The organism is Cupriavidus sp. KB_39 (genome assembly GCF_052114485.1).
Taxonomy (GTDB): Bacteria; Pseudomonadota; Gammaproteobacteria; order Burkholderiales; family Burkholderiaceae; genus Cupriavidus.
Window position 1 is genome coordinate 1 of the sequence record NZ_JBFREV010000176.1, and the last position, 552, is coordinate 552.

1 pseudogene is annotated in these 552 nt (G+C 63.9%); it reads right to left on the reverse strand.

Annotated features, from left to right (window positions below):
- Positions 1 to 299: pseudogene (locus AB4Z27_RS29375) on the reverse strand (RNase A-like domain-containing protein); the annotation flags it as partial.
- Between the last annotated feature and the right edge of the window lie 253 nt (positions 300 to 552).

Genomic DNA, 552 nt, shown 5'->3' on the forward strand with positions numbered 1-552 from the left:
TGAGTCAGTGTTGCAGTGTCGTGCCCGGTCCAGGCTTGTCGCATGCCGCGCCAGGCCGTGTCCGCGCCATGCATGCCGAACGCGATACAGCCAGCTTTCGTCACGCCAGTCGGTTCCGGCGCAATGCACAGCACCCCGGCACCCACCATTTCCAGCACGCCGCCGACGATGTCCAGCCCGCCCCATAGGCGGTTGGACATCATCTCCGTAGGACTGATCGAYCGGTGCGCCAGCACCGCCGCCAGTTGCGGCGCGCTCATGACCACGCGCAAGCCGTCCATCTCGTCTGCCTGAGCCATCGGATTCCCCCCATGAAAAGAGAGGCCCGACGCTACCGACCCAGCGCCAGCGCACTATTGAGATGGCGCAACTCCGCTCAGGAACAAGGAAATTGCGATCACCCCCTACCGATACAACACCTGCGGCAGCCACAGACCAATCCCCGGGAAGATATAGAGCAGCGCCAACGCCAGGATCTGGATCGCCATGAACGGCAGCATGCCGGCGAAGATCTGGTTCAGGGTGACGTGGGGTGGGGCCACGCCCTTGAGG